Source organism: Corynebacterium sp. NPDC104732 (genome assembly GCF_055583565.1).
This window is the reverse complement of the sequence record NZ_JBVJNS010000007.1, coordinates 55,193-75,899: the sequence shown is the minus strand read 5'-3', so window position 1 is coordinate 75,899 and position 20,707 is coordinate 55,193. Positions and strand designations below refer to the sequence as shown.

General features: G+C 59.6%; 23 protein-coding genes. 10 read left to right on the top strand and 13 right to left on the bottom strand.

Features of this window, described 5'->3' with window-relative positions; translation table 11 throughout:
* Positions 1–61: 61 nt before the first annotated feature.
* Genes ACZ6ZO_RS06885 through ACZ6ZO_RS06875 form a run of 3 tightly spaced genes read right to left on the bottom strand, consistent with a single transcriptional unit; the run spans position 62 to position 2,043 of the window.
* The gene (locus ACZ6ZO_RS06885) at positions 62–910 is read right to left on the bottom strand and encodes a TIGR02569 family protein (RefSeq protein WP_465291509.1); all 849 of its coding nucleotides are present in this window, start codon (positions 908–910) and stop codon (positions 62–64) included.
* 14 nt (positions 911–924) lie between these two features.
* On the bottom strand, positions 925–1,812 hold the full coding sequence (locus tag ACZ6ZO_RS06880) for a DUF3152 domain-containing protein (RefSeq protein ID WP_232843330.1): 888 nt from the start codon (positions 1,810–1,812) through the stop codon (positions 925–927).
* Between the two features lie 6 nt (positions 1,813–1,818).
* On the bottom strand, positions 1,819–2,043 hold the full coding sequence (locus tag ACZ6ZO_RS06875) for a DUF3107 domain-containing protein (protein ID WP_182386734.1): 225 nt from the start codon (positions 2,041–2,043) through the stop codon (positions 1,819–1,821).
* Between the two features lie 150 nt (positions 2,044–2,193).
* Here ACZ6ZO_RS06875 and ACZ6ZO_RS06870 point away from each other — a divergent pair, with 150 nt between their 5' ends.
* Together ACZ6ZO_RS06870 and ACZ6ZO_RS06865 are read left to right on the top strand one after the other, a co-directional pair.
* The gene (locus ACZ6ZO_RS06870) at positions 2,194–3,561 is read left to right on the top strand and encodes a DEAD/DEAH box helicase (protein WP_465291507.1); all 1,368 of its coding nucleotides are present in this window, start codon (positions 2,194–2,196) and stop codon (positions 3,559–3,561) included.
* Positions 3,558–4,814, top strand: coding sequence for an Rv3212 family protein (locus ACZ6ZO_RS06865; protein WP_465291505.1), 1,257 nt, complete (start codon positions 3,558–3,560; stop codon positions 4,812–4,814). The genes ACZ6ZO_RS06870 and ACZ6ZO_RS06865 overlap by 4 nt, the downstream gene beginning before the upstream one ends.
* Here the strand turns inward: ACZ6ZO_RS06865 and ACZ6ZO_RS06860 are convergent.
* Positions 4,811–5,179, bottom strand: a complete 369-nt coding sequence (locus ACZ6ZO_RS06860) for a hypothetical protein (RefSeq protein ID WP_232843368.1) — start codon at positions 5,177–5,179, stop codon at positions 4,811–4,813. The two genes, ACZ6ZO_RS06865 and ACZ6ZO_RS06860, sit on opposite strands and share 4 nt — an antisense overlap.
* Positions 5,180–5,285: 106 nt before the next feature.
* Between ACZ6ZO_RS06860 and ACZ6ZO_RS06855 the strand changes: the two genes are divergently transcribed.
* From ACZ6ZO_RS06855 to ACZ6ZO_RS06845, 3 genes are all read left to right on the top strand, one after another.
* Positions 5,286–6,266 (top strand): diacylglycerol/lipid kinase family protein, encoded by a 981-nt coding sequence (locus ACZ6ZO_RS06855; protein ID WP_465291503.1) that lies wholly within the window; start codon positions 5,286–5,288, stop codon positions 6,264–6,266.
* A gap of 290 nt (positions 6,267–6,556) precedes the next feature.
* Positions 6,557–6,817 carry a WhiB family transcriptional regulator gene (locus tag ACZ6ZO_RS06850; protein ID WP_156193028.1) on the top strand — a complete coding sequence of 87 codons (261 nt, stop codon included), beginning with the start codon at positions 6,557–6,559 and terminating at the stop codon, positions 6,815–6,817.
* A 74-nt stretch (positions 6,818–6,891) separates the two neighbouring features.
* Positions 6,892–6,966, top strand: a complete 75-nt coding sequence (locus ACZ6ZO_RS06845; RefSeq protein ID WP_407926296.1) for a 50S ribosomal protein bL37 — start codon at positions 6,892–6,894, stop codon at positions 6,964–6,966.
* A 444-nt stretch (positions 6,967–7,410) separates the two neighbouring features.
* Here the strand turns inward: ACZ6ZO_RS06845 and rsrA are convergent, their stop codons facing one another.
* Entirely contained in the window at positions 7,411–7,671 is a 261-nt protein-coding gene (gene rsrA / locus ACZ6ZO_RS06840) for a mycothiol system anti-sigma-R factor (protein ID WP_465291500.1), read from the bottom strand.
* 9 nt (positions 7,672–7,680) lie between these two features.
* A complete protein-coding gene (locus ACZ6ZO_RS06835; protein WP_343159368.1) occupies positions 7,681–8,244 on the bottom strand; it encodes a sigma-70 family RNA polymerase sigma factor in 564 nt (187 codons plus the stop codon).
* Between the two features lie 74 nt (positions 8,245–8,318).
* Between ACZ6ZO_RS06835 and ACZ6ZO_RS06830 the strand changes: the two genes are divergently transcribed.
* Complete coding sequence (locus ACZ6ZO_RS06830; protein ID WP_465291498.1) at positions 8,319–8,831, top strand: aminoacyl-tRNA deacylase; 513 nt, start codon at positions 8,319–8,321, stop codon at positions 8,829–8,831.
* Here the strand turns inward: ACZ6ZO_RS06830 and ACZ6ZO_RS06825 are convergent.
* Positions 8,808–9,470, bottom strand: coding sequence for an SOS response-associated peptidase (locus ACZ6ZO_RS06825; protein WP_465291496.1), 663 nt, complete (start codon positions 9,468–9,470; stop codon positions 8,808–8,810). The two genes, ACZ6ZO_RS06830 and ACZ6ZO_RS06825, sit on opposite strands and share 24 nt — an antisense overlap.
* A gap of 19 nt (positions 9,471–9,489) precedes the next feature.
* Here ACZ6ZO_RS06825 and aroA point away from each other — a divergent pair, with 19 nt between their 5' ends.
* From aroA to ACZ6ZO_RS06810, 3 genes are read left to right on the top strand one after another with little or no spacing between them, the layout of a single operon-like run.
* A complete protein-coding gene (gene aroA / locus ACZ6ZO_RS06820) occupies positions 9,490–10,797 on the top strand; it encodes a 3-phosphoshikimate 1-carboxyvinyltransferase (protein WP_407926272.1) in 1,308 nt (435 codons plus the stop codon).
* Entirely contained in the window at positions 10,790–11,803 is a 1,014-nt protein-coding gene (gene rsgA, locus ACZ6ZO_RS06815) for a ribosome small subunit-dependent GTPase A (RefSeq protein ID WP_182386744.1), read from the top strand. The genes aroA and rsgA overlap by 8 nt, the downstream gene beginning before the upstream one ends.
* Before the next feature lie 5 nt (positions 11,804–11,808).
* On the top strand, positions 11,809–13,095 hold the full coding sequence (locus ACZ6ZO_RS06810; protein WP_182386745.1) for a chloride channel protein: 1,287 nt from the start codon (positions 11,809–11,811) through the stop codon (positions 13,093–13,095).
* Here the strand turns inward: ACZ6ZO_RS06810 and ACZ6ZO_RS06805 are convergent.
* The 4 genes from ACZ6ZO_RS06805 to ACZ6ZO_RS06790 form a co-directional block, all read right to left on the bottom strand.
* Entirely contained in the window at positions 13,092–14,366 is a 1,275-nt protein-coding gene (locus ACZ6ZO_RS06805; RefSeq protein WP_182386746.1) for a fatty acid desaturase family protein, read from the bottom strand. The two genes, ACZ6ZO_RS06810 and ACZ6ZO_RS06805, sit on opposite strands and share 4 nt — an antisense overlap.
* A 9-nt stretch (positions 14,367–14,375) precedes the next feature.
* Positions 14,376–15,449: a ferredoxin reductase gene (locus ACZ6ZO_RS06800; protein WP_465291493.1), complete on the bottom strand. Its 1,074-nt coding sequence runs from the start codon at positions 15,447–15,449 to the stop codon at positions 14,376–14,378.
* A gap of 157 nt (positions 15,450–15,606) precedes the next feature.
* The gene (locus ACZ6ZO_RS06795) at positions 15,607–16,113 is read right to left on the bottom strand and encodes a DUF6912 family protein (protein WP_182386748.1); all 507 of its coding nucleotides are present in this window, start codon (positions 16,111–16,113) and stop codon (positions 15,607–15,609) included.
* A complete protein-coding gene (locus ACZ6ZO_RS06790; RefSeq protein WP_465291490.1) occupies positions 16,113–16,523 on the bottom strand; it encodes an HAD family hydrolase in 411 nt (136 codons plus the stop codon). The genes ACZ6ZO_RS06795 and ACZ6ZO_RS06790 overlap by 1 nt, the downstream gene beginning before the upstream one ends.
* Positions 16,524–16,694: 171 nt before the next feature.
* Here ACZ6ZO_RS06790 and ACZ6ZO_RS06785 point away from each other — a divergent pair, with 171 nt between their 5' ends.
* A complete protein-coding gene (locus tag ACZ6ZO_RS06785) occupies positions 16,695–17,129 on the top strand; it encodes a hypothetical protein (protein ID WP_182386750.1) in 435 nt (144 codons plus the stop codon).
* Between the two features lie 4 nt (positions 17,130–17,133).
* On the opposite strand, the gene secA is transcribed toward ACZ6ZO_RS06785, so the two are convergent.
* Complete coding sequence (gene secA, locus ACZ6ZO_RS06780) at positions 17,134–19,770, bottom strand: preprotein translocase subunit SecA (protein WP_182386751.1); 2,637 nt, start codon at positions 19,768–19,770, stop codon at positions 17,134–17,136.
* Between the two features lie 172 nt (positions 19,771–19,942).
* Positions 19,943–20,605: a ribosome hibernation-promoting factor, HPF/YfiA family gene (gene hpf, locus ACZ6ZO_RS06775; RefSeq protein WP_182386752.1), complete on the bottom strand. Its 663-nt coding sequence runs from the start codon at positions 20,603–20,605 to the stop codon at positions 19,943–19,945.
* Positions 20,606–20,707: the final 102 nt, after the last annotated feature.

Below are 20,707 nucleotides of genomic sequence, written 5' to 3'. Positions count from 1 at the left end.
CATTGTGACAGACGCACCGGACACGGTAAGCTCCCCTACCGCCATTTTTAGAACATGTGCTCTATTTTCCGGTGAGAATGTTAGCAACCCTCTCCAGCCGTTCCGACACTCCCTCAACCTCATCGCTCAAGGCTGATACGAAAATCCGGTACATCAGCGCGCGCAGCAACAGCCCAGTGAATTCAGGAACATGGGAGAAGCGATGCACGATGTCGGAGTCGACAGCGTCGAATAACAAGCCATCCACCGCAGCGAGCGCTGCCGTGTAGCCATGCGGCCGCACAGTAGCGACGATGTCCGTCACCAGAGGTGGCTGGGTTCCGGAAAACAGCATGGTAGTGAGCATGTCAGCATGACCCACGTGCGACGGTCCCTCAATCGGAGGCAGCAACGGGCTAATGCGTGCTGCCAACCGCAGCGCGGCCTCCAGCTGCGCCCCCGCGACCGCGGAAGTATCAAGTCCGAGCGCCAGCAACTGTGCCGGATCATCGGACCAGGCCGCCTGGTCAGCAACACGGTAAATCTCGTGGGTTTTCCACTTCCCCGTTACTGGTTTGGTAGCGAACTCGGGGGATGGGACGTCGGCAAGCGCGTCAGCGAGGCGAAGACCTACGATCACCACTTCGTCCACCCTGCCCGACGCCAATTCCCCGGCTGCGTAGCTGTTCGCCCGCCATCCGGAGACCACAAACCGGCCGTCGGTGGCCCGCACAGGCTTGACCACGCGCAACCCCTCCACATGCAGGTTCTCCCGCACTTTCGCCGACCACGCCGCGTTATCGGGGTCCAACGCCGGGCTAAGCACAATGTTTCCGATTCGGAACCCGTAATCCCAGGCGTAGCCCAGCGGGGTGGCATCGCCAGATTCGGCATGAAACGCAGCGCGAACGTGTTCTGGCACAGCCATCATCGTCGTTCCTTTCCTTAAGGGTGATATCCCAGTGGGTACGGCCAAGGATTAAAAACGCAGGCCTGTTGATTGTCCGGATAGATTTCCTCCGGATCGATCTGATGCAACACAGAGTTATCCAGGCTCAACGTTTGCTGCATCATCACCGGAGCTAGATCACCATTTTTCGGACACGCCGCGTGTGCCGCATAGCCGATGCCGTGTCCCACCTCGTGATTAATCAGGTATTGGCGGTAGCTGCCCAGATCTCCGCTAGCAGTTATGGCACCGCGTACCCACCGGGATTCGTTGATGACTACCCGGTCGCCATCGGTGGTGTAACAGCTGGTTTCCATCTCGAGGTCATGTCCACACAGTTCATGCGTGGTGGCCATCGACGCCAGCTGGATTCGCATCGTGGGATTTTCCTCCGGCAACACATGTTGGAAAGAAAACGCTGGGTCAGCGATCCACCCTTTCGGATTGCTCAACGTGGCGTCGATCATGGCAGCGACAGCATCGTCGCCACCGTAGGCGGCAGTGTCCACGCCGTTTTCTACTTCGACGACGTAGGTGACGGCTTTGTCGCGCCCCTCACCCACCTTTGGCCCAGGCTTACCGACGACCCGGTACGTCTTATCCCCCGCCTCAGCGAAGGAACCACCAGGTGGAAGATCCCCTATGCCAATCGGTAGCGCCATTGTCCTATCTGGGACGGGGCCGATGGATTTGGACTCCTCATCGCCATGGTGTGATGCAGCATGCGTTGTCGCTGCTGGCGTGGTGATGTCCGGTTGTGGGTTGCGCGTTATATCGACGAGAATCCAGATAGTGACCACCAGTAACACTGGTATGGCATACGCTCGCCACCCGTATTCACGCGCAAAACGGACCAGGACCGGTTCCGAATGAGGAGAATTCACAGCTCTTTAACCAACAAATCCCACTGGTCGGGAAGCTGCGGCACCGAACTCCACGTAGGCGATCCGCGCGCCGCGCACCAGGAACGTGCGACCGCGTTCGTCGGAAAGCTCAAGCACACCACCGTCCTGGCTCAGCACCTCCGCAACGCGAGCCTGAAGCTCTTCCTTCGGCGTATCGGTGGACAGTGTCAATTCCCGCGGGTTGTCGCTAAAACCAATTTTGATGTCCATGATGTCCTCTTATCTCGCTGGATTTACGCAATTCGCTGCCCTAGTTTAAGGCAGCAGCTACACTCGGTTCATCTTATCCTTGACGGTAGCTAGCCGGAGCGCAGGCCGGGCCGGTGTTAAAACCGCTGTTCGTTGACTAGTATCAAGATCGTGTCTGCACAACAGAAATCCAGTAAACCGACCTTTGCCGAACTAGGTGTCGCCGCGGAGATCTGTGAGGCGCTAGCTGCGCGAGGGATCACTCACACCTTTGCCATTCAGGAGCTGACGCTTCCGATCGCGTTGGAGGGGTCCGATATAATCGGCCAAGCACGCACCGGCATGGGAAAGACCTTGGGTTTTGGTGTCCCGCTGCTGGATCGGGTGTTTGACTCCGCTGACATTGCAGAACTTGATGGCACCCCACGCGCGCTCGTCGTCACGCCAACCCGTGAACTGGCCGTGCAGGTGGCAGAAGACCTCACCATCGCCGCACAACACACGCCCGTGCGTGTCATGACGGTGTACGGCGGTCGCCCATATGAGGAGCAGATTGCCAAGCTTAACGACGGCGTAGATGTCATCGTGGGCACTCCCGGGCGCCTCATTGACCTGTACCAACAGGGCGCCCTGGCCCTTGACCAAGTAGCAATCCTCGTGCTGGATGAGGCCGATGAGATGCTCGACCTCGGTTTCCTCCCTGCGATTGAGAAACTGCTCAAGGCCCTGACTCATCAGCACCAAACCATGTTGTTTTCCGCCACGATGCCGGGCCCTATCATCACGTTGGCCCGAAGCTTCCTGAACAAGCCCATCCACATTCGTGCAGAGAGCGACAGCAATCAACACACCCACGCCACCACAAAGCAGGTGGTCATTCAGGCTCACCGCATGGACAAAGTGGCGATCGTCGTAAAGGCCCTGCAGGCAGCTGAGCGAGGTCGCACCATCATCTTCACCCGCACCAAGCGCAGCGCCGCGGAAGTGGCCAATGATCTTGCCACCGCGGGATTCACCGTCGGCGCCGTGCACGGCGACTTGGGCCAGGTCGCCCGTGAGAAATCCCTCCAGGCGTTCCGCGATGGCACCGTGGACATTCTGGTGGCCACCGACGTTGCTGCCCGAGGCATCGACGTTGACGACGTCACCCACGTCATCAACTACCAAACTCCCGACGATCCCATGACCTATGTCCACCGCATTGGCCGCACCGGACGCGCCGGACATAGTGGCACTGCTATCACGCTGGTAGGCTTTGACGAGCTCGCAAAGTGGCAGCTGGTCAATTCCGAACTTGATCTGGATGTTCCAGAGCCACCGCAGCTCTTTTCTACCTCACCGGAGTTGTTTGAGCTGCTGAATATCCCGGAGGATGCTGGTAGCAGCGTGGGACCTGCTAGGCGAGTGTTCGGTGGGTTCAGCAGCACCCAGCGGCTTCGTGGCGGTCGCCGCCCTCAGGAACGTGGTTCGCGAAGTGACAAGTCGACCCATGAGCGCATGACTTCCGCACGTCCCCGCCGAAAGGGTCGCAAGAGGTGAACAAAACGCACCGCAATACCCCGTTGCAGCGCTCGCCCAAGGATCTCATCGCCACCGCGGTCATCACTACCGTGGCACTCACCGGAATCGCAGTGGCGTGGGCCGCTGCGCCGATCCGACATTCTGAGCTCACCCCTGCAGAGCAACCATTCGAGAGCCCGGTCGTGCTAGCAGCGCTTCCGTCTCATTTGCGGGAAACGTGGCGAGCTGCCGATAGCGCCGTCCCTGCCCTTGTCCGCCCCTTGGTGGTGGATGGGCTCGTGATCACCGCGAACGGTGGCACTGTGTCAGCAATGGATCCCCACACGGGGCAGCCGGTGTGGACATACACCCGTGACCTTGAGGTGTGTTCCTTGGGCTTAGCCTTCAACTCCGTTGTCGCCACTTACCGCAACTCTGCGGGGTGCGGCGACGTCACCCGGATCGATGCCAAACAGGGCACCTACGAGGCGACACGGAGCGCCCCCGCCCCCGATCACGTGGTGCCCCTGGCTTCAAATGACCGCGTCGGCACTGTCAGCCCAGAGCGGGTCGAGCTCTGGCGCAGTGATCTCGTCCGCACCGTCGAGTACGGAGACAAAACTGCCAAGCAGGAGCCGAATCAGCAGCCTCATGAAGCCTGCACGATCTCATCGGCACTGAGCCGCAAGGAGCTCCTTGCGGTGGCAGAAACCTGTCCTGAGCAGCCCGATAACACCATGCTCCGGTTCCTAAGCTCCACCCCGGATGACTCGCGCGAGCCCACCGTCAAGGCCGATGTCTCGGTACCTGGCTCCGACGCACAGCTGATTGGCGTTGGCCAGAAACTTGCCTCGGTATATGTACCGAGCAGCACGCCCCAGCTGATTTCTTACGACGATACCGGGAAGGAAAAATCCAGGCTCGCGGTGAAGCCGAGCCGCCTGGTGGCTGAGCACTTGAGCAGCGATACTGCGACTGCGTTTGCTCCGGAGACCGCGGACTTGCCACACCACATGACCTGGTTTGATGGCGAGAGGCTGTACCTTTTGAATCCGGCGACCCTTGCCACCGAGGTCATCTTCGAGGGGGCCATTGGCACAGGCGCTGCGGTCGGCGATCGCATCGCGTTCCCGATACCTGGTGGAATTGCTGTCGGGAATTGGAGCACGGGGAAGGTAGAAAAAACTATCCCCGTTGACAGGAAGGGCTACACCGGTAGGGTGTCACTAGCTGTAGCGGGGACTACTGTCGTCGAGAAGCGCGGCGATGCCGTGGTGATCCTTCGCAGCTAGCGGTGGTTTGCGGTCGCCCACGCCAGCGACTTCGAGTTGAACAATAGGAACAGGCCGAGCACGCCGGACACCGCCACGACGCCTGCCCACGCGGGCTGACCTGCAGACCACATGTAGTAGGCCACTACCAGCAGGAACATTTCCAGCATGGCGACGGGACCTCGTCCCCAGCGGCGTCCCTTATTCATGCTGATTGCTCCCGCGAGCACCGCGCCGAAAATGATGATGAAGTAGATGGCGGTGCCGTAGCCGATCAGTCCAGCACGAGCCTCGGTGTCCGTGACAATCGCGGCGTCTCGCTCGCCGATCAGCTCGCGGTAAATCAAAATTCCGGCGTACCCCAGGCCGATCAACGACTGGATCATAGCCAGGTAACCAGCATATTTTACGGGGGTGGGGACTCGAGGCTCAGCATTAATCACGCTCCACATCCTAACCCGAACGCGCGCGATGCCACTACACTGACCAGTTATGCGATGCCTGCTGCTGACCAACCCCAACTCGACGAGCCTCACCGAGCGTTCCTTCCGAGCTGCCCTCGCCCCACTGCTTGCGGTGAGCAACGTCACTGCCAGGCATACCCAACACCCCGAACACGCCGCCGAGATCGTACGGGGCCTGACCCGCGACGATTACGATGCAGTTATCGTCTTCGGTGGCGATGGCACCGTGAACGAGGTGATCAGCGGGCTGCTGGGTCCAGACCCTTCCCAGCGCCCCGCTCCTGAGGAACTTCCTCGGGTCGCGGTGGTGCCTACGGGGTCGGCCAACGTTTTCGCCCGCGCGCTGGGCTTTCCGAACAACCCCGTGGAGGCCGCCCACCAACTCGCTGACCTCATGGCTGCCGGCACTTATCGACGACTGCCGGTTGGCGCCGTGAATGACCGCTGGTTTTGCGTGAACGTCGGCTTCGGCATGGACGCTGAAGTGATCCGACGGATGGACAAACTCCGTGACCGTGGCATTCCAGCCACACCGTGGAATTACTCTGCCATTGCACACTCTGCGTGGCGCAAACTCCGCCGCACCCCACCACATATTCACTTTGATGCTTGGACACACGAGGAGAAACACGTAACCGGGGACGTGCCTTTTGTCATCGTGTCCAATACGAATCCGTGGACGTACGCGGGGCCAGTACCCATCGTCACCAATCCTGAGCACAGCATGGGAAGCGGATGCTCGTTGTATGCACTTTCGCGTATCTCCGACATCGATGGTTCCCTCGCCATCATCAGCGCAATAGGCATCCCATTAAGCAATTTGTTGAAAAATCAGCTCGACTTCCAAGAAACCCGAGTTGACGATGCGGTACACATCACTCTATCTTCACAAACGAAACTAAAGTGGCAGGTAGATGGCGAATATGCCGGAGCAAACAAAGAACTAACCATCACATCCTTCCCGGAATCCATCGATGTAATCTGCCCAAAAAATCATCACTTCGCGTGATCTTGCACACAAAATTGCTCTAAAGTCTAGCCAAGATTGCGTGGACATGTCATGATTCATCGGTAACGAAAACGACGGGTTGTAAAACCTTAGTCGAACTTTTTGGGTACAACAGGTTACGCCCTGATGAACTAGCTCCCACAGAGCCAGCCCCCGAGGCTGCCATCACCGCTAACCGCCACCACGCATCAAACAAGGGACCGTCCCGGACCCTCCCCTTGTGCTGCCCCGGTAGCAGTTGACTCATCAAGTACCACAGACTGTAAGAACGACACGCTAGGAGAAACCCCATGGATTGGCGCCACGAAGCCGTATGCCGCGACGAAGACCCAGAGCTCTTCTTCCCAGTAGGCAACTCCGGCCCAGCACTCGCACAGATCGCAGCCGCAAAGATGGTATGCAACCGCTGCCCAGTAACCTCCCAGTGCCTCGCATGGGCACTCGAGTCCGGCCAGGACGCCGGTGTCTGGGGCGGTATGAGCGAAGACGAACGACGCGCACTCCGCCGCCGCAAGAACCGTGGCCGCGGCCGTACCCGCACCACCGTCTAATTAACACGTTTGCCCATCCCTCCATTAAAGTGGATGAGACTTAATACCCCTTTTAACCAAGCAAGGAGGCAGCCATGAGCAAGCGTGGCCGCAAGCGTAAGGATCGCCGTAAGAGCAAAGCAAACCACGGCAAGCGCCCTAACGCATAACTAGAGCGTGTTCTTACAGCACCGAAGCTCCTGCTGGGATTACCAGCAGGAGCTTTCGCTATGCCCTGAGGTTGTTGTGTCAGTGCGTGGGGGCCAGGATTGCCTTGCCAAACACCACGACCCCGACATTCCGCCCCCGAGGTTGCCCCTAAATCGCTGCGACAAGCCCGAACTTCGGGAGGGTAATGTCGGGGAGAAAACCAAACATCCCCCACCGCACCTCAACAGCGCAATTATTGTAGCCAATGTGACTATTGGGAATCCTGTGACAGTAGGAAACGTGCCCCGCGAGCGCGGTCCCGGGATTGCCTTGCCCGAATCCTTGACCCCGAATTTACGCCCCCCGAGGTTGCCCCTAAATCGCTGCGACGAGCCCGAACTTCGGGAGGGTAATGTCGGGGAGAAAGCCAACTTCCCCCTAAAATCCGAAAAATAACCCCGCGGTTACGAGAACCGTTGCACGCGGATGGAAATGGAGATTCGTTGGCGCAGGCGTAGGGGTGCTTGAGCGGCGCAGGATCGGCGTAGGATTTCGCGGACTTCTTCTTCGATGCCAAGTTTTTCGAAGCAGTGCGGGCACGCTTCGATCCGGGAGCGCAGTTCAGCGCGGGTGGCGTCGCAGCAGTCGCCGTCGAGTAGTTCGACCAGGAGTGTGTATGCGTCGGCGCAATTGCATTCGCACCTGCGATGGGGTGAGTTTGTCATGGTTATTCCTTAAGCTCCGATCCCGTAACTGCGTGCTACTTCTTTTAACGCTTCGCGGAGTTGTTTTCTTCCCCGATGGAGTCGGGACATGACGGTACCGATGGGCACTCCGAGGATCTCGGCGACTTCTTTGTAGGGCAATCCTTCGATATCCGCGTAGTAGACGGCCATGCGGTATTCGTCGCTAAGGGCGTTGAGCGCATCGGTGATTTCGGAGTCTGGGAGGCCCTTGAGGGCCTCCACTTCGGCGGAATCGAGGCCGGTGGATTGGTGCGAGGAAGTGGAGTAAAGCTGGTAGTCGGTAATGTCGTCCGTAGGAAGTTGAGCGGGCTGACGTTGCGCCTTGCGGTACGAGTTGATGTACGTGTTCGTCATAATGCGATAGAGCCACGCTTTGAGGTTGGTGCCTTCTTTGAAGCTGTCGAAGGATTTGAAGGCTTTCATGTACGTTTCTTGCACCAGATCCTCGGCGTCGGAGGGGTTGCGGGTGAGACGCAGCGCACCGCCGTACAGTTGATCTAGTAGCGGAAGCGCCTCAGCCTCGAACCTTTCGACGAGCGCGGGGTCAGTCATTGTGCGGCATGTCCTTATGTCGTGAACGTACGTTGCTTTTAACATTCTAGGTGCACTGATAGGAGATATGACATATGGCCAAGAAAAAGGCAGCCAGCACTGCAGCGATTGCACAGCTTATCGACGCCGCTCTCCCCCATCGCGTGCACACTTTCGAAACGCACTCTCACAATTTCGGCGCAGAAGCAGCCGAGCTGTTGCGCCAAGAGTTAGGTGTGGCAGAGTCTCGGGTGTTTAAGACGCTGGTGGTGGATCTGACTGCGGGGAAGGGACCCCGGCGCGAGTTGGCGGTGTGCTGCCTTCCGGTCACCGGCTCGTTGTCACTGAAGAAGGCTGCCAAGGCACACGGGGTGGCCAAGGCGTCGATGGCCGATCCGAAATTGGCGGAGCGCAGTAGCGGATACGTGGTGGGAGGGATTTCACCGATTGGCCAAAGGCATCCGCTGCCGACGGTGATTGATGCCAGCGCGGCCAACCATGAGACGGTGTTTGTCTCCGGTGGGCGTCGTGGCCTTGACCTGGAGGTCACAGCGGATGTGCTGTTACAGGCCACGAGCGGTTCGCTAGCTGACTTGGTCGCCGAGTAACTCTGGGTAGTCGTTGCGAACGTTTCCTACCGCAGAATCTGCGGGGGTAGCTACCAGGCCTGCCACCAGGGATTCTTCAGTCGGGTGTAGCAGGTCTTCATCTCCAGCGAGCCACCGTGGGATCTCGTGAGGGCTTAAGAAGCGTGGTAAGCGGTGGTGAAGCCAGGCCAGTGGCTCCACTGCCTCGGTGGTGATCATCGTCGCGGATAGTTGGTTCATTCCAGTGTCCCACAGCCCCGCTGCCCACAGCATTCCACTGTCGGCCGGGCGGACGAAGTAGGGCTGCTTGTTGTGCCACTCGTAGTAGCCGTCCAGGGGAATCACGCAGCGCCCACGGCGATAGGCGGTGCGAAAAGAGGGCTTGGTAGCGACGGTTTCTGCCCGCGCGTTGAACAGTGGTGGGCCGGAAAGATCTGTTTTCCAGTGCGGCAGCAGGCCCCACCGGGCTGGTTCCAGGAGTGTTTCGCTGCCATCTGGCGACCGGCGCACGATGGGGATCACAGTGGTAGGGGCGATGTTGTAGCGCGGTGGCGGGGTGCCGTGGGGTGCTCGGACCGGCACCGTGGCGTCGTGAAGCATGGCTGTGGTGGCGTCGAGGAGCGACTCACCTGTGGTAAAGAGAACGAAGCGTCCGCACATACCCCCTATTATGGATGACATGGATTCTCAAGGTTTAGCTTTGTGGCAGGCCCCCGTGGCGGATGGGCCGGTTTCCTGGAACGGATCGATTCCAGGGTCTAAGTCGATGACGAACCGGGCACTGATCCTGGCGGCGCTCGGCAGCTATCCCTCGACAATCAAAAACGCACTGGTCAGTCGCGATACTGACCTGATGATGTCCGCGCTCGAGCAGCTGGGCGCCGCCATCACCCGTACCGAGCCAAGCCACGGCTCCCCCACAACCACGATCCGGGTTGAGCCAGGTGAACTCTCCGGTGGCACCATCTACTGTGGCCTGGCCGGAACGGTGATGCGTTTCGTCCCACCCGTCGCTGCGCTATCTGACGGCACCGTCTTTTTCGATGGTGATGTCCAAGCGCGGGTGCGCCCCATGGACACGATCCTCAACGCACTGCGTGACCTCGGCGTATCCGTCGACGGCACCGCATTGCCCTTCACTATCCATGGCACCGGTGCGGTTCGCGGCGGCACCGTGGAACTCGACGCCAGTGCTTCGTCCCAGTTCGTCTCCGGACTCCTCCTCGCCGGTGCTCGCTACGGCGAAGGCCTGACAGTCCGCCACTGTGGTGGGCGCCTGCCGAGCATGCCTCACGTGGAGATGACGGTGGATATGCTGCGACAAGCCGGGGTAAGTGTTGATACCTCTGTGGCGAACCAGTGGCGTGTTGCCCCAGGCCCCATCGAAGGCCGTGTCTGGGCTATCGAACCAGACCTGTCCAATGCCACCCCGTTCCTCGCCGCCGCAGCGGTCACCGGGGGCCAGGTGGCCATCCACGATTGGCCGACCGCCACTCACCAAGCCGGTGACGCGATCCGTGGCATTCTGGAGCAGATGGGATGCACCACGGAGTTCCGCGCCAACGGCGAAACCAATGACCTGGTGGTGACGGGTCCTGAACCCGGCTCCCTCCGGGGCATTGACATCGACCTGGGCGATATTGGTGAGCTCACCCCTACCGTCGCCGCGTTGGCTGCCCTCGCGAGCACTCCGAGCAGACTGGAAGGGATCGCGCACCTGCGCGGGCACGAGACCGACCGACTCGCCGCCTTGTCCACGGAGATCAACGCCCTCGGGGGCAATTGCGTGGAGTTTGAAGACGGCTTGATCATCACCCCAGCGCCACTGAAGGGTGGGGTGTGGCACTCCTACGCCGATCACCGTATGGCCACCGCCGGCGCGATCATCGGGCTGGTCACCTCCGACGTCACCGTGGAAGACATCGGCACCACCTCCAAGACGCTGCCAGGTTTCGAGCTCATGTGGCAGGCCATGATCGATGGCTAGGCGACGCTACTTCGACGAATCCGACGTCCGGGTCCGCCCTGGCAAGGGTTCGCGCCCGCGTACAAAGGATCGCCCCGCCCACGAGAACGCGAGAGTGGGCATGGTGGTATCCAAAGACCGGGGTCGCTGGGGAGTAGTGCTCGATGGGCACACGGATCCCATCGTCTGCATGCGCGCCCGCGAGTTGGGGCGCACCAACATCGTGGTGGGAGACCGCGTCGGGGTGGTCGGAGACACCTCCGGTAAACCGGGCACGCTCGCCCGTATTATTCGACTCGAGGATCGCACCAGCGTGCTGCGGCGAACCGCGGACGATACCGACCCGTACGAACGCATCGTGGTCGGCAATGCCGACCAGCTCCTGATTGTCTCGGCAGTGGCTGATCCCCCGCCACGCGCTGGCTTTGTGGAACGGGCGCTTGTCGCAGCGTTCGTCGGTAAGCTGAAGCCAATCTTGTGTTTGACCAAGTCAGATCTCGCTGACCCTAGTGAGTTCGCCGCGGAGTTTGCTGATCTCGACGTCCCGGTGGTGATTGCCGGGATCGACGATGACATTACCGCCATCACCAGCATGGTATCTGGGCATGTCACCGCATTGATCGGGCATTCCGGGGTCGGGAAATCGACGTTGGTCAACCGACTCGTGCCTGACGCGGATCGGGCAACGGGCGAGGTGTCGGGCGTCGGTAAGGGGCGCCACACATCCACGCAGTCAGTAGCTCTCAAGCTCCCCGGCGACGGCTGGATCATCGACACCCCCGGCATCCGTTCCTTCGGGCTGGCGCACGTCGACGCGGACACCGTGGTCGGGGTATTCGACGACCTCGCGGAAGCTGCCGAACAGTGCCCACGTGGCTGCACCCACATGGGCCCACCAGCTGACCCGGAATGCGCCCTCGATGAACTAGAGGGCGCATCTCTGCGACGAGTCACCGCGGTCCGCAAACTCCTCACCGCACTACGATCCAACGACGACTGGGAACTCGGCATAGAAAAGGACTCATAACCGCAATGGAACGCCTCCCCTTGGAGCACACGTCAATCAGTCGACTTTCGCTGTACGCCGTGATCACTGGGGCCCTCACCGGTCTAGGCGTAGCGGCACTGAACTGGGCGGTGATTTTCACCGAACGGGCGGTGTTTGGGGTGGATCACCTGGTCAATCATGATCCGACGTCTGCGGTTTCGCCACTGCGGCTATCCCTCACCCTCATCGGATTAGGTTTCATCCTGTCCTGGGCCTGGTTCTTGTTAGACCGGAGCGGGTCTGAACAGGTGTCGGTTCCGGAGGCAATGTTCGGAAAGAAGATGCCCGTCCTCACCACGCTCTGCTCCGCTTTTATTCAAGTCATGTCTGTGGCTGCGGGTGCCCAGGTCGGTCGCGAGAACGCTCCCCGACTGATGGGTGCGCTCTGGGGCTCTCGCCTCGCAGTCGCGCTGCGCATCGATCCCACCGCCCGACGGCTGCTGGTAGCGTCAGCTGCTGGCGCAGGTCTCGGCGCATCGTTCCATTTGCCACTGGCAGGCGCGATCTTCACCCTCGAGCTGTTGCTGGTGGAGATGTCCGCCCAGGCGGTGATCACCGCGATGCTCACCTCCGCCACGGCTGCTGCGGTCACTGGTATTTTTGTGGAGCCGCACCCCGTGTACCACAGCGTGCCCGTTGCGGAAAGCATGGCCACAATTGTTATCGCCCTGGTCGTAGGAGCGTTCACTGGGTTGCTGGGCCACTGGTTCGGCGCTCTGGCTCGTTCTGCGGTTAAACACCGTGCCCGTGGCCGGCAGCTGCTGTGGCAAATGCCTCTTGGGTTCGCTGTGCTGGCCGTGATTTCGTACGTGGTCCCCGGAGTCAGCGCGAATGCCCGATTCACTACCGACTCCATTTTCACCGCCCAAAGCGCGGCTTTCGGTCTGCTGCTGTTGGGCGCGTTGCGGATGTGCGTGATCTTGCTCAGCTTCCGGGTCGGTGTCATTGGTGGCACGCTGACTCCGGCGTTTGGGCTAGGTGCGATCTTCGGTTCCCTGCTGGGGCTAGCTCTGCACCCGCTGTTTCCGGAAATCCCCTTCGGGGCCTTCGCCATCCTGGGCGCAGCCGCGTTCCTTTCCACGGCGATGGCGGCCCCGATGTTCGGGATGATCGCCGCCATCGAGTTCACAGACATGGCGGCGCAGGGCTACCTGCCGGTGTTCGTAGCCGTGGTCGCCGCGGCTCTCTCAGTGCGTTTCTGGGGCCTGCTCATTCAGAAAGAGCAGAAGCTGGCCCCGTTCACGTCCGCGTTGTTTAAGCAGCAGCCTTAACGACGCACCGGGCGCATCAACGCATACCGCACCGCTTCCCCCACTGTGGGGCGCGCTTGCTTCAGCAGTTTCAGTCCGGGAACCAAGCCTCGACGCTTGCCGCTGTCATCCTTGCCGACGTGCAGCTTGCTCTCAATGTCTGGCGTGAATGCGGCTTCGGAGCGTACCTCTGGCGCATTCTCCGGTCGGGCTGCCAGCATGGAGTTCGGCAGGGTCAGCTTCAACAAGGTCTTTTGCACCTTGCCGAACTGCACCAGGAAGGAATCGGTGTTGTACGGCAGATCGAACTCGCGGGCGATGGCTTCGATTTGCTTCCCCACCCCTGCCAGACGGTTGGAAGGCATGTCCGGGAACAGGTGGTGCTCAATTTGGTAGTTCAGGTTGCCGGACATGATGGTGAGGATTTTGCCACCCCGGAAGTTCGCGGAACCGAGCATTTGACGCAGGTACCATTCGCCCTTGGTTTCGTTTTTCCACTGGGCTTTGGTGAACGTTTCGGTCTCGTCTGGGAAGTGACCGCAGAAGATCACGGCGTATGCCCACCAGTTGCGGATCAGGTTGGCCCACATGTTCGCCAGTGCGGTGTGTTTGAAGTTCGGTCCGGTGAGCGCCGGGTAGAAGACGTAGTCTTTCAGCACCTGGTTGCGCACCTTACCGACGGTTTCCCAGAACTTTGGTGCCGTTTCCTCCCAGGTTTGCTTGCCCGCAAACAGGCGACCGAACTCGACGTCGTAGAAGGCGATGGCCCATTGGAACAGGGATGCCAGCACAGCGTTGGTCAGGGGTTGGAAGGCGTGTTGCGGGGTCCACTTACGGTCGCGGGTCACGCGCAGCACGCCGTATCCCACGTCGTGATCCATGCCGAGGATGTTCGTGTAGGTGTGGTGGACGTGGTTGTGGGTGTGCATCCACTGTTTCGAAGGGCAGTTCATGTCCCATTCCCAGGTGGTGGAGTGGATGGTGGGGTCATTCATCCAGTCCCATTGGCCGTGGATGACGTTGTGTCCGATTTCCATGTTTTCGAGGATCTTTGCCACGCTGAGCATGGCCGTTCCCGCGAAGAAAAATGGTTTTTTGTGGCTCAGCAGGAGTGCGATGCGCGCCCCAATCTCCAGGCCGCGTTGGGTACGGATGAGGTTCTTGATGTACTTGACGTCTTTTTCACCGAGGGATTGTTCGACCTCCGCTTTGATGGCGTCGAATCGGCGTCCGATTTCTTCGATATCGGCGTCGGTGAGGTGCGCGTATGCTTTGATGTTCGCAATTGCCATATGTTTCTCCTAGATATCGAGGGTGATGTCGCCGTTTGCTACGGTGCAGCACACCCGCACGCGACTGCCCGGTTCGTGTGTTTCACCGGTGCGTAGGTTGTGGGCGTGGCCCTCTTTTACGGTCTGCACGCAGGTTTGACAGATACCCATGCGGCAGCCAAATGGCAGCTGAACGCCGGCTTCTTCTGCCGCTTCCAGGATGGTGGTGGCGCCGTCGGCGGCCACGGACTTTTCTCCCAACCGGATGGTGCCGCCCTTAGCGTCGCTCACGCGGTCCAAGGTGAAGCGCTCGGTACGCAGCGGATATGCCTTATCGACGCCCCCGTCCCACCACTGCTCCGCCTCGTTAAGCATCTGTGCTGGGCCACACGCGTAGGCGGCGCGCTCAGCAAAATCCGGGACGAGCCGCTCCACATCGCCTGAGGTGATTCGGCCTTGCTCGGAGGTTACCTGGAGGATAAAGCGGAAGCCGGGGTGGCGTCGTTCCAGGTCCGCAAGAGTGGAAGCAAACAGCAAATCCTCTCGGTGACGGATGGAGTGGATCAGGGTGACGTCGTGAAGCGCGCCCTGCTCGTCGAGGTGGCGGAGCATCGAGATCACCGGGGTAATTCCCGAGCCGGCGGTGATGAAGAGAAGCTTTTCTGGGACAGGATTGGTGAGATAGAAATCTCCGGCGGGGGCAGCCAGACGGATCACCTGCCCGGGTCGGGCACACTCCAGCAGGTGCTGCGATAACTTTCCGCCGGTCACGCCGCGGACGCAGATTTGGAAGCTGTGGCGCTCACGCTTCGGCGTATTGACAAGAGAGTAGCTTCGCCAGACAAACCGACCATCCATCTGGACACCAATTCCGATGTATTGGCCAGCTTCAAAACGTACCGGCACGCCCCAACCCGGCTCAATGTCTAGCAGCACCGTATCGGCAGCTATGTCGCGATCAACGAGGCGGATCACGCCGCGCAGCTCCCGGATACTCCAGAGCGGATTGACTAGCGCGGTGTAGTCATCAGGCAGCAAGGGAGTTGTCCACGCTTTCAGCGCAGACCGGATTCCCTTCAGCGCATCTGAGGTTTTTACAGTCACAACAACTCGTTTCCATCGCAAAACTTTAAGGTACGTCAGCGTAGCTTACGCGAGCGTAGGTTATTGGTGCAAGCGCACCAGCGTAAATTTAGCTGTGGAAACAACGAGAAAACGCCCACAGCAGTCCACTGCGGGCGTTGTCGAAGGTAGCCACAAGCTACAGCAAATCAACCAAGAATGGCAGCTCAACCGTGTCATACCACGCCATGAAGTTGTCATCGGCGTCACCAACAGTCAGCTCGGCGTCCTCGTCCCCCAAATCAGCAGCATCGATCGCTGCGATCGCAGCGGCAGTTGCCGACTCCGAGGATTCCACGTCCACGTGCAGCGCCGCGACATCATCAAAGTTAATCTGCGCCGGGGACAGCGCTACCACTGCTTCCCCGTTCTCCGGCGCGAGAGTGACCTGAGAATCAGGCAGGTCAGCTGTAATCACCACTCGACGGTGCGGGAAGGCAGTCTCATCACCGATAGCGAGCAGTCGCAGCGAAGCGCGCGCTGCCTCGATGAACGCAAAGTGCGCAAACTCCTCCTCGTCCCCTTCTTCAAAAAACTCAACCAGCGCAGGAGTTACGGCAAAACCCCAGCCAGAACGGGCATGGAAACTACCCGTTTCCTTTAGCTCTTTCAGAATGGAAAACGTCGCCGGAAGGTAGACGCGCACTAGAATTCCCCTTCAATCCCAAACAGGCCCACTATTTCCACCACGGCGCGATCGAACTGCTGGTAGTAGACGCCCACCAATCCGGACTCAACTGCGGCACGGACATTGAGGATTGAGTCGTCAACAAGCACGCAATCACGCATCGGCAGCCCAACCGCATCGGCAGCCGCCTGAAACGCTTCTTCGCTCGGCTTTTCTGCGCCGATTTCACCCGAGAGAACAACGGCGTCCACCAGTTCACGGGTCTGCCACTGACGAATCGGGTCAGCAGCTGGGCCACCCGGATCGTTGGACAAGATGGCGGTCGCTACCCCATCACGCTTTGCTGCAGCCAGCAGGTTACGCCACCTGCGCTGATCATCTTCGGTCCCGTCCAACACTCCGACGTAATCGACGATTAGTCCTCGCACACTCAACTCCCGCTTTCCTAAAAGACCTAAAACACTATTACCGCTCGACGGCATTACCTTTTCGTGGCACACTGTTTGACAAGTGAGCGACCACTGCGAACATTTATTCTTCCACAGCACATCGCACCACCGCTCGCCAAGCAGCCCCGGGACAGCTCTAAGGAACACACCATGCTCCGCGCACTCCCCGGATACAGCCACCTGAAAATTCTCACCCCTACAGTAGCGCATCCCAGCCGAGTGATGACCACCCAGGTTGCCCCAGATGCGTCACTACGGGGGCTCATCCAGGTCGCGCTCGACGCCGCTTTCGGCATGCGACCCGAAACCTCCCTGCGACGCCCACTCTTTGACACCCAAGTTCGCGTCCACGTCGCCGCCCACCTCAAGCGCAGCGCTCTGCGCGGCCCCGTAACGGTGCGGCGTATCGACGTCCACCCCGCCCCAACTCGCCCACCCCATGATCCCCTGGAAGTGGCGATCGTGGCAGCCACGGAATTCATCGGATCCTATACCGTAGCCGGAACGACAAAGGCGTTTGCCGGCCGGGGAGAACTCCCGGAAGGCAAACGCCAATGGGTATTGCGGTCACTGCGATTGATGTGACTGCTTATACCTCTTCGGGCCCGGAGGTGCGCATTTGGTCTGGGCGCGGGCCGGTGTTGCCACCGAGGTCCTCCGCGTCGAGCTTGCCGTCATTGTTGACGTCCACAGTTCCGGCAGCCTCGGCCTGAGGCACGAACTGCTTGCGGATCAGGAACAGCTGGCGAACGGTTTCTTCCTTAATTCCGTCCTTCATGGCGTTGAACATGTCACCGCCCTCGCGCTGGTATTCCACCAGCGGATCACGCTGCGCCATGGCACGCAGACCAATGCCTTCCTTGAGGTAGTCCATCTCATAGAGGTGCTCGCGCCACTTCGTATCCACCACGTTCAGGATGGCCACGCGCTCGATGCTGCGCATCTGTTCCTCGCCACCAATCGCCGCGACCTTATCTTCCATGTCCTGGTAGAGCGTGTGGGCGTCTTTGAGGAGTGCTTCCCGCAGGTCTTTAGCGGACAGCTCACCGGCAGCGCCGTACTCGGTGCCGTCGACGAGGGACTTCCAGCTCATGGATGGGCCGTAGAGAGTCTCCAGGGCGTTCCACAGCTTATCCAGATCCCAATCCTCTACATAGCCGTTGGCCGTGGCATGTGCGACGTAGTCGGAGATCGTGTCATCGATCATCGCCTGGATCTGCTTAGAAACGTCCGCACCTTCCAACACCGCGCGACGCTCGGCGTAAATCACCTTGCGCTGTTCGTTCATCACCTCGTCGTACTTCAGGACGTTCTTACGCATCTCAAAGTTCTGCGATTCCACCTGGGTCTGTGCGTTTTTGACCGCGTTGGACACCATCTTGGAATCGATCGGCTGGTTATCTGGGATGTCCAACCGATTCATGGTGTTTTCCAGCATTGGGCCGACGAAGCGCAGCATCAGGTCATCGCGCAGGGACAGGTAGAACCGGGTGGTTCCTGGGTCGCCCTGACGACCGGAACGACCACGCAGCTGGTTATCGATACGCCGGGAATCGTGTCGCTCGGTGCCCAGCACATACAGGCCACCGGCCTCACGCACCTTCTCGGCCTGCTCAGCCGAGCGCTTCTTCACGCGGGCGATCTCCTCGTCCCACGCTGCTTCGTATTCTTCCGGGTTTTCTACCGGGTCCAGCCCGCGTTCCCGCAGGTTAATGTCCGCGAGAATATCTGGGTTGCCACCCAGCACGATGTCAGTACCACGACCAGCCATGTTCGTCGCCACGGTCACTGCCCCTGGCAGGCCTGCTTGCGCGACGATCTCGGCTTCCTTTTCGTGGTGCTTCGCGTTCAGCACGTTGTGTTTAATGCCCTTAGCTTGCAACAGGCGCGAGAGGTACTCTGAGCGCTCCACCGACGCAGTACCCACCAACACTGGCTGGCCCTTCTCGACGCGCTCCTCAATATCGTCAACCACAGCGGCGAACTTGGCTTCCTGAGTCTTGTAGATCAGGTCCGTGAGGTCTTCGCGCTGGTTTGGTCGGTTGGTCGGGATCGGCATGACGTCCAGCTTGTAGATCTGGTGAAGCTCGGACGCTTCGGTTTCTGCAGTACCGGTCATACCAGCGAGCTTGTCGTACAGGCGGAAGTAATTCTGCAGCGTAACGGTAGCCAGGGTCTGGTTTTCGTTCTTGATCTCGACGTTTTCCTTCGCCTCGATCGCCTGGTGCATGCCCTCGTTGTAGCGACGCCCGTCCAAAACGCGGCCCGTAAACTCGTCCACGATCATGACTTCGCCATTGCGGACAATGTAGTCCTTATCGCGGGTAAATAGTTCCTTCGCCTTAATAGCGTTGGTCAGGTAGCTAACGAGCTGGGAGTACTCCGGAGCATACAGGTTAGTAATACCAAGCTGATCCTCAACGTACTCCACGCCTTCTTCTTTAACGCCTACGGTGCGCTTGCGTTCGTCGACTTCGTAGTGCACGTCGCGCTGCATGCGTGGCACGATCGTGGCGAAGGCGTTGTACCACTCGGAGGAACCATCGGCAGGTCCAGAAATGATCAGTGGGGTACGGGCTTCGTCGATGAGGATGGAGTCCACTTCGTCCACGATGGCGTAGTGGTGGCCCCGCTGGACCAGGTCATTCAGCGAGTGAGCCATGTTATCGCGCAGATAATCGAAGCCCAACTCATTGTTGGTGCCGTAGGTGATGTCCGCATTGTAAGCTTCACGGCGCTGCTGCGGGTTCATGTGGGACAAAATAACGTCTGTTTTGAGCCCCAGGAAGCGGTGCACACGACCCATCCACTCCGAGTCACGCTTAGCCAGGTAGTCGTTGACGGTGACCACGTGGACGCCCTTGCCTTCCAGAGCGTTGAGGTAAGCAGGAAGCACACAGGTCAGGGTCTTGCCTTCACCGGTGCGCATTTCGGCAACGTTACCGAAGTGCAATGCGGCACCACCCATGATCTGAACCGGGTAATGCTTCTGCCCGAGCACACGCCATGAGGCTTCGCGGGCGGTGGCGAAGGCTTCGAGCAGGAGGTTGTCAATCTTCTCGCCCTTTTCTACGCGTTCCTTGAACTCAACGGTTTTGGCCTTGAGCTCTTCGTCAGAAAGCGCTGCGTACTCATCTTCGAGTGCGATTACTTGGTCAGCAATGGCCTGGAGGCGCTTGACAGCGCGGCCCTCGCCGACGCGGAGAATCTTGGACAATCCAAACACTGGCAGTTGGTCCTTACGACATTCAGTAGGTAATTAATGTACAAATCTCCCGACTATTCTACGCATACGACGCAGCATGCCGGCGCCCTGGCCCTCCAGAGTGCCAAAATGGGCAACCCCCACTGCTTCCGCGTGGGGAGCGTGGGGGTTGCCGACTATGGCGAAGTGATGCTTACTGCTTCTCTTCGACCAATTCGATCAGACCGTAGTCAAATGCATGACGTCGGTAAACGACGGATGGACGACCGGTCTCTTCGTTGAGGAAGAGGTAGAAGTCGTGGCCGACCAGTTCCATTTCAGACAGGGCGTCATCAACAGAAACCGGGGTGGCGGAGTGCTGCTTGGTGCGTACGACCTGACCGGGAGTGACGTCCTCCACCTTGTCTGCGTACGGATCTACATCAAACTCGCCGACCTTTTCCTGAGCCTTCTTAGCTTCAGCCACCAACTCAGCTGCCATTTCACCGGCGCCAACTGGTGCGCGGTGGCCGGAACGGCTGATGCTGCGACGAGCCTTCACCTTGCGCAGGGACCGCTCCATTTTTGCCAACGCGGTTTCCAGCGCTGCGTAGAAGCTATCTTCCTTGGCTTCAGCGCGAGCGATGTGGCCCTTGCCGGTGGCAGTGATCTGGATACGATCAGATTGTGCCTCGCGACGTGGGTTTGGCTCATGCTGCAGCTCAACGTGGAAGAACGTCAGGGTCGGGTCAAGACGCTCGATCTTTGCGAGCTTCGACTTGACTCGTTCCGCGAAGTGATCGGGCACCTCGACGTTGCGGCCGGTGATATTGACCTGTGCGCGCAGGGCGTCGTTGTTCTCAGCAGGTGTAGTCACTTTGCTTTACCTCCCGGTATCTGCCACCGCACAATGTGAGCGGGATTACTCACAACGTCCACGGTGACGCCTATCTAGCTACATTCCTGATTTTACATCTGG